The following is a 2,624-nucleotide window of genomic DNA, read 5'->3' on the forward strand; positions in this document are numbered from 1 at the left end:
AATGCGCCGACGACCTCTATCGCATGATCAGCGAGGGCACCTTCCCCACGCCCGAGGCGCGCTCCGACACCAAGTCGAGTCCGCGGGCAGGCGACGGGTTCATCCGTCTCGACCGGGCGGGCAAGGTCGTCTATGCCAGCCCCAACGCGCTGTCGGCCTACCACCGGATGGGTCTGAACTCCGACCTCATCGGCCAGGATCTCGTCGGGACGACCCGCGCGCTGGTCACCGACCCCTTCGAGAGCCGCGACGTCACCGACTACCTTCGCGGGGCCGTGGAGGGTCGTCTCGGTCAGCGTATGGAGGTCGAGGCGCGCGGTGCCACGGTCCTGATCCGTGCGCTGGTTCTGAATCCGGGAGGGAAGATCCGGGGCGCCGCGGTGATCGTCCGCGACGTCACGGAGGTCAAGCGTCGCGACCGCGCCCTGCTGAGCAAGGACGCGACCATCCGGGAGATCCACCATCGTGTCAAGAACAATCTGCAGACGGTCGCCGCTCTGCTGCGTCTGCAAGCGCGCCGAACCGGTAACACGGAGGCCCAGCAGGCCCTCGGAGAGGCGGTTCGTCGCGTCACATCCATCGCTCTCGTGCACGAGGCCCTGTCGATGTCGGTGGACGAGGAGGTCGATCTCGACGGTGTCTTCGACCAGCTGATCCCGATCGTCGTCGACGTGTCGACGGTGGGCAGTCAGATCCGGGTGGTGCGGGAGGGGAATCTCGGTGTGTTCCCCGCCGACCGCGCGACGCCGCTGGTGATGGTGCTGACCGAGCTCGTCCAGAACGCGGTCGAGCACGCCTTCGATCCGGGCGTCAACGGCACGGTCACCGTCAATGCCCAGCGCTCGGCCCGCATGCTCGACGTGGTGGTACGCGACGAAGGGAAGGGTCTTCCCGAGGGCTTCAGCCTCGAGGCGTCGAACCGGCTCGGTCTGCAGATCGTCCGGACGCTGGTGGCCGCGGAACTCGGCGGGTCGCTGGAGTTGACGGCCAACGACACCGGCGGAACCGATGCGCGCCTACAGCTGCCGCTGGGCAAGGTGCCGGTCGCCTGAGTCGTCCGGCGCCCGATGTATGTAAACCCGATGAATGTGAGCCCGACGTTCGAAGGCCCGGTCTCCGTGAGGAGACCGGGCCTTCGAACATATGTCGGAGTCCGCTCAGACCGCCGTGCGAGCGCGGGTGCGAGCGTTGCGGCGCTTGAGAGCGCGGCGCTCGTCCTCGCTCATTCCGCCCCACACGCCGGCATCCTGGCCGGACTCGAGTGCCCACGAAAGGCATTCGGCGGTGACGGGGCAACGGTTGCACACGAGCTTGGCATCCGCGATCTGCGCGAGAGCCGGGCCGCTGTTCCCCACGGGGAAGAACAGTTCCGGATCCTCGTCGCGGCAGATGGCCTTGTGGCGCCAGTCCATGCTTCTACTCTCCTTCGATGGTGCGTGCGCACCGGCTGATCGGTCAATGCGTGTTCACGCCTGCGGCACGGAGTGTTTCCGCGCGGTTACTTGTGAATGCTTTCACGAACGAGCGTGGAGTCAATAGAATCGACCATGATCGTGGGGAAGCTCACGCTGGTGTGAGTTTCGAGTTCGCCGATCCCTCTTCCTACTCCCTTTCGGCCGAGAAGGTAGTGGTAATCACAGAATTCGTGCTTCTCTTTCGGCCGCTGCCCCGCCACAGGGACTGTGGACGAGGCGCGACGACATCGAGGATCGACGGTACGGCCACGAACTCGACCTCGGTGCGGAGTCCCAGATAGTCGCCGTCCACCTGGAGTCCGATCGGGCGCGACGCCCGGGCGCGGACGCACGCGATGTCGTCCGCACGCACCAGGTACGGGGACGCCGGCTCGCCACGGGCGGCCAGGAGTTGCCTCACCACCCGCAGGCTCGGAAGTACCCGGGTGGTGGTCATGGCAAACACCCCGAGTCCGGTGGTGAACGACGTACCGGGATTCGTGTGCACCGGACGGGACTCGAGATACGTCCACGGACTCGAGTTCGACACGAACGCATAGTGCACACCCGGAATCGGATCGGATCCGGGCAGCTCGAGCGTGAGCGTCGGCTCGTCCCGCTTCGACGCGAAGAACCGGGTCACCGCATGCCGCACGTAGCGCGCCGTGGTCACCTTCCTGCCCTCCGCGCGGCTGAGGTCGATGGCCTCGCACACCTGGGCGTCGAGACCGAGCCCCGCATTGAAGGTGAACCATCGCCCGTCGCAGTGACCGAGACCGATGCGGGTGCTCCTGCCCTCCCGCAACGACTCGAGCACCTGCCCGGTCGCCTCGAGTGGATCGGCCGACAGGCCCAGGGAGCGCGCGAAGACGTTCGCCGAGCCGCCCGGCACCACCGCGAGCCGGGGGAGCGTCGGATCGGCGGATCGATTCGGGGACGGGCCGAGCAGGCCGTTGACGATCTCGTTGACGGTGCCGTCACCCCCGTGCGCGACGACGACGTCCATCCCGTCGCCGTGCGCCGAGCGCGCGAGTTCGGCGGCGTGCCCCCGATGGGTGGTGTGCACGACGGTCAACGCGAGCCGGCCCCTCAGTGCGTGAGCGAGGCGGTCGCGACCGGCAGGAGTGGTCGTCGTCGCATTCGGGTTCACGATCAGAAGGGCGCGCACGG

General features: G+C 67.5%; 2 protein-coding genes and 1 pseudogene. 1 reads left to right on the forward strand and 2 read right to left on the reverse strand.

Translation table 11 applies throughout. The features are described 5' to 3' along the window. Nucleotides 1-1,052 (forward strand): sensor histidine kinase (locus R1101_RS0120775; protein WP_016935200.1); only part of this gene is annotated, 1,052 nt, incomplete at its 5' end. A 105-nt stretch (nucleotides 1,053-1,157) separates the two neighbouring features. Here R1101_RS0120775 and R1101_RS0120780 read toward each other — a convergent pair. Together R1101_RS0120780 and R1101_RS27880 are read right to left on the reverse strand one after the other, a co-directional pair. Next, the gene (locus R1101_RS0120780; RefSeq protein ID WP_006550236.1) at nucleotides 1,158-1,412 is read right to left on the reverse strand and encodes a WhiB family transcriptional regulator; all 255 of its coding nucleotides are present in this window, start codon (nucleotides 1,410-1,412) and stop codon (nucleotides 1,158-1,160) included. Between the two features lie 271 nt (nucleotides 1,413-1,683). Further along, nucleotides 1,684-2,622: pseudogene (locus R1101_RS27880) on the reverse strand (diacylglycerol/lipid kinase family protein); the annotation flags it as partial. Between the last annotated feature and the right edge of the window lie 2 nt (nucleotides 2,623-2,624).

It is taken from the genome of Rhodococcus sp. R1101, from assembly GCF_000278445.1.
Lineage (GTDB): Bacteria > Actinomycetota > Actinomycetes > Mycobacteriales > Mycobacteriaceae > Rhodococcus > Rhodococcus gordoniae.